Annotated in this window: 2 protein-coding genes; both read right to left on the reverse strand. The window is 76.1% G+C overall.

Translation table 11 applies throughout. The features are described 5' to 3' along the window. Nucleotides 1–1,796: condensation domain-containing protein (locus AE652_RS29745; protein WP_199823161.1), on the reverse strand; the 1,796-nt coding region annotated here is incomplete at its 3' end. Nucleotides 1,797–1,828: 32 nt separating this feature from the next. Then, nucleotides 1,829–5,136 (reverse strand): non-ribosomal peptide synthetase (locus AE652_RS29750; protein ID WP_049657064.1); only part of this gene is annotated, 3,308 nt, incomplete at its 5' end.

The following is a 5,136-nucleotide window of genomic DNA, read 5'->3' on the forward strand; positions in this document are numbered from 1 at the left end:
ACGTCGCCGGGGCGGCCGGCGGCCGGCGGGCGGGTGTCGGGGCGGGCGGCCAGGTCGGCGGCCTCGGCGGTCAGGTCGTAGGCCTGCCAGGGGCCTTCGGGCACCAGGTCCGGGCGGTCGGTGACGACCAGGGCGACGCCGGTGTCGCCGAAGACCAGCGCGGTGCGGTCGGCGGGGGCGGCCAGGTCGACGGGCACGTAGGCGGCGCCGGTCTTGAGCACGCCGAGGACGGTGACCAGGACGTCGGCGGTGCGGTCCAGCAGCATGCCGACGCGGTCGCCGGGGCCGACACCCCGGGCGCGCAGGGCGTGCGCGAGGCGGTTGGCCCGGCGGTCGAGTTCGGCGTAGCCCAGGGTGCGGTCGGGGTCGCTGACGGCGGGCCGGTCGGGGTGGGCGTCGGCGGCCCGTTCGAACAGGTGGTGCAGGCAGTGGCCGGGGGTGTCGGTGGCCGCGGCCCCCTCGGCGGGGCGGGTGGTCAGCCGCAGCACGGTGGCGTCGGGGTCGTCCAGGGCCGCGGCGAGCAGGGCGTCGAACTCGGCGGCCAGCCGGCGGACGGTCTGCGGGTCGAACAGCTCGCCGCGGTACTCGGCCTCGCCGCGCAGCTCTCCGCCGTCTCCCCCGTCGAAGACGGACCAGGTGAGGTCGAACTTGCTGGTGCCGTTGGAGCGCACCCGGCTGCGGGCGGTGGCCGCCGGGCCGAGCGCCAGCGGGGTGCGGTCCTCGCCGTGGGCGCCGAACACCACCTGGACCAGCGGCGGGTGCTGGGCGCTGCGGGCGGCGCCGAGCCGGTCGACGATCTGGTCGAAGGGCAGGTCGAGGTAGCCGTAGGCCTCGAAGGCGACGTCCTGGACGTGCTCCAGCAGGTCCCGGAAGCTCAGCGCGGGCGCGAGCCGCAGGCGCAGCGGCAGCAGGTTGACGAAGTAGCCGAGCAGGTGCTCCAGTTCGGGCCGGTCGCGGGTGGTGACCGGGGTGCCGACCACCAGGTCGTCGGCGCCGGTCCAGCGGTTCAGCAGCAGGGCGAAGGCGGCCAGTTGGACGGTGAACGGGGTGACGCCCTCGGTCTCGGCCAGGGCGCGGACCCGCGCCGCCGTCCCCGGGGCGAGGTCGAACCCCTCGGTGCGGCCGGCCGCGCCGCGCTCGGCGGGCCGGGGCCGGTCGGTGGGCAGCTCCAGCAGCGCGGGGGCGCCGTCCAGCTGCTCCTTCCAGTAGGTCAGGTGCTCCTCGTAGGAGGTGCCGAGCTCCTCCTCGGCGCGGTCGGCGTACTGCACGGTCAGCTCCGGCAGTTCGGGCTCCCGGCCGCGCAGCGCCGCGTCGTACAGCTCGGCGAGTTCGCGCTCGAAGACCTCGGCGGACCAGCCGTCCCAGACGATGTGGTGGACGGTGAACAGCACGGTGGTGCGCTCGTCCGCGAGCCGGAAGGCCTCGGCGCGCAGCAGCGGGCCGGCTGCCAGGTCGAAGGGCTCGGCGCAGCGGGCGGCGAGCAGCTCCTCCAGGCGCGCGGCCCGGTCGGGGAGGTCCCGTAGGTCGGTCTCCGCGAGCGGCACGGCGAGCCGGTGGTGCACGTGCTGGCGGGGGCCGTCGGGGTGCAGCGCGAAGGTGGTGCGCAGGGTCTCGTGCCGGGCGGTGACGGCGTCCAGCGCCCGTCGGAGCAGCGCGAGGTCGAGCGGGCCGGTGACGTCGAGGGTCCAGGGGGTGCAGTAGGTGACGGCCTTCGGGTCGAGGCGGTCGAGGAACCAGAGGCCGCGTTGCAGCCCGGAGACGGGCGCGGTGCGCGCCGGGTGGTCGGACGGGCTCACGGCCTCGTTCCCTTCGTGTGCGGTGCGGCCGGTCACCGGGCGGCCAGCCGTTCGGCGATGGCGCTCACGGTCCGGGCCCGGAACACCAGTTGCGGGGGGACGCGGCTGCCGGTCTCCCGGGACAGCCGCATCGCGACCCGGACGGCGGCCAGCGAGTTGCCGCCGATCCGGAAGAAGTTGTCCTCGCGGCCGACCTCGGCGAGGTCGAGCACCTCGCGCACCGCCTCGGCGACCAGGCGTTCGGCCTCGGTCAGCGGGTCGGCGGCCTCGTCGGCCGTCGCGTCCTCGTCGGAGGCGGCCGGGCGCCCGGCGGGGGCGGGCAGCGCCTTGCGGTCCACCTTGCCGTTGTGGTTGAGCGGCAGCGCGGCCAGGACGTCCAGGGTCGCGGGCAGCATGTGCTCGGGCAGCAGGCCGGCCAGGTGGTCGAGCAGGGCGTCCGGGCCGGGGGCGCCGGCGGCGACGGTGACGTAGGCGGCGAGCCGGCGGTCGCCGGGGGCGGGCTCGTGGACGGCGACGGCGGCCTCCCGGACGGCCGGGTGGCGGGTGAGCGCGTCCTCGATCTCGCCGGGTTCGACCCGGAAGCCGCGGATCTTGACCTGGTCGTCGATCCGGCCGGTGACCTCCAGCAGGCCCTCGGCGGTGCGGTGGCCGAGGTCGCCGGTGCGGTAGAGGCGCTCGCCGGGGGCGCCGTACGGGGAGGCGACGAAGCGTTCGGCGGTCAGGGCGGACCGGCCGAGGTAGCCGTGGGCGAGGCCGCCGCCGGTGGCGTACAGCTCGCCGGTCACCCCGGGCGCGACGGGGCGCAGCCGCTCGTCCAGGACGAGGACGCCCTTGCCGTGCAGCGCGACGCCGATCGGGATGGAGCCGCCGGCGGCGTCGGCGGGGCCGACCCGGTGGCAGGTGGTCAGGCCGAGGCTCTCCACCGGGCCGTAGCCGTTGGCGACGACCAGGCCCGGGTAGGCCTCCAGGGCCTTGGCGACATGGGTGGTGGAGGCCCGCTCGCCGGCCGTGAAGGCGAGCCTCAGGCCGTCGTAGGTCTCCGGGAACTCCTCCAGCAGGAAGTTGAACAGGCTGGCGGAGAGCTGGAGTTGGGTGACGCCGTGGCGGCGGGTCAGCTCGGCGACGGTCTGCGGGTCGGGACGCTGGCCGGGCTGGAGGACGCAGGTGCCGCCGAAGCAGAGCGCGCCGTACAGCTCCAGCGCGAAGGCGTCCCAGGAGACCGGCGAGCACTGCAGCCAGACCTCGTCGGGGCCGAAGCGGGCGTAGTCCTGGCCGAGGTAGGTGGTGGTGAGCGCGCGGTGCGGGACGGCGACGCCCTTGGGGCGGCCGGTGGAGCCGGAGGTGAACATCACGGTGGCGAGGTCGGCGCCGTCGACCGGCAGGCCGAGGTCGTGGGCCGGGTACCGGGCGAGGTCGGCGGCCGAGGCGTCCAGGTCCACCTGGCCGGGGACGGCGAACGGCACGGTGGCGTGCCGGTGGGTGACCACCGTGGCGGCGCCGGTGTCGGCGACGGCGCCGGCCAGCCGCTCGGCCGGGAAGTCCGGGTCGAGCAGGGTGTACGCGGCGCCGGTCTTGAGGGCCGCCAGCAGGGCGGTGACCAGCTCCGGACCGCGCTCGGTCAGCACGGCGACGGTGTCGCCGCGGCCGATGCCCCGGCCCGCCAGGTGGCGGGCGAGCCGGTTCGCGGCGGCGTTCAACTCGCCGTACCCGACGGTCCGTTCGCCGGACACCAGGGCGACGGCGCCCGGCTCGCGGGCGGCCCGCGCCTCGAACAGGGCGTGCACCGGCACCTCGACGGCGGCGGCCAGGGTGCCCAGCCACTCCTCGCACAGGCCGGCCATGGTGGCCGGGTCGAAGAGGTCGCTGTCGTACTCGAAGCGCCCGGTGAAGCCGGTGCCGAGGTCGTCCACCGAGACGGACAGGTCGAAGCGGGAGACCGGGTTGGAGTGCAGGGAGCGGGTGACGGCGTGCCCGCCGACCGTGAACGGCCGGGGGTCCAGCGGGTGCAGCTCCAGCAGCACCTGGCAGAGCGGGTTGCGGTCCTCGGGGCGCTCGTCGAGCACGGCGTTCGCGATGTCGTCGAAGGGCACCTCCTGGTGCCGGTAGCCGCCGATCGACACCTCGCGCACGTGCCGGACCAGCTCGCGGAAGGAGGCGCCCTCCTCCAGCTTCAGCCGCAGCGGCAGCAGGTTGACGAAGTAGCCGATCAGGCCGTCGAGTTCGGCCCGGCCGCGGGCGTTCACCGGCGAGCCGAGGACCAGGTCGCGCTGCCCGGAGCGGCGGTGCAGGGTGAGCGCCAGCCCGGCCAGCAGCACCATGAACGGGGTGGCGTCCTCGCTGCGGGCGAGCGCCCGGACGGCCTCGGCCACCGGGCCGGGCATGGCGAAGCGGTGGAAGGCGCCGCGGAAGGCCTGCTCCTCGGGGCGGGGGCGGTCCGGCGCCAGCGCGTCGGCGGTCGGCGCGTCGCGCAACTGCTCGCGCCAGTAGTCGAGTTGCTTCTCCGCGGTGTCGTCCTGGTACTGCCAGGCGGCGTAGTCGCCGTACTGGACAGCGAGTTCCGGCAGCTCGGCCGGGCGGCCCTCGGCCAGCGCGGCGTACAGCTCCTGGAGTTCGGCCTCCAGCACGGGCAGCGAGCCCTCGTCCCAGACGATGTGGTGGAGGAGCAGCAGCAGCGTGGTCGCCCCGCCGGCCCGGAAGACCCGGGCCCGCACCAGCGGTCCCCGCGCCAGGTCGAAGGGCTCCAGCGCGGCCTCGGCGACCAGCTCGTCCACCCGGTCGGCTGTGGTCTCGGTGAGCGTGAACGGCAGCTCCACGGAGGGGTGGACGACCTGGCGCGGGCCGTCCTCGGCGAGCTCGAAGGTGGTCCGCAGGCTCTCGTGCCGCTCCACCACCCCCGCCAGCGCCCGCCGCAGCAGCCCGGGGTCGACCGGCCCGGAGAAGCGGAACACCCAGGGCACCACGTAGGTCGGCGCGTCCGGGTTCCACTGGTCGAGGAACCACAGGCCGCGCTGGAACTTCGACAGCGGGGCCTCGGCGGCGCCCGAGCGCACCGGGGCCGGGCGCGCGCCGCCGGTCGCGGAGGTCACCGCGGCGGCGAACCCGGCCAGGGTCGGCGCGTCGAAGATGGTGTACGGCGACACCATGCCGAAGACGTCGAAGACCCGGCCCACCACCCGGACGGCGGTCAGCGAATCGCCGCCCAGGTGGAAGAAGTTGTCGTCGGCGCCGACCTCCGGCACCCCGAGCACGTCCGCCCAGACCGCCGCGATCAGCTGCTCGGCGGGGGTGCGCGGCGGGCGGCCGGCCGCCCTGCCCTCCGGCGCGGTCCGCGGCTCGGGCA

The organism is Kitasatospora sp. MY 5-36 (assembly GCF_001182915.1).
Lineage (GTDB): Bacteria > Actinomycetota > Actinomycetes > Streptomycetales > Streptomycetaceae > Kitasatospora.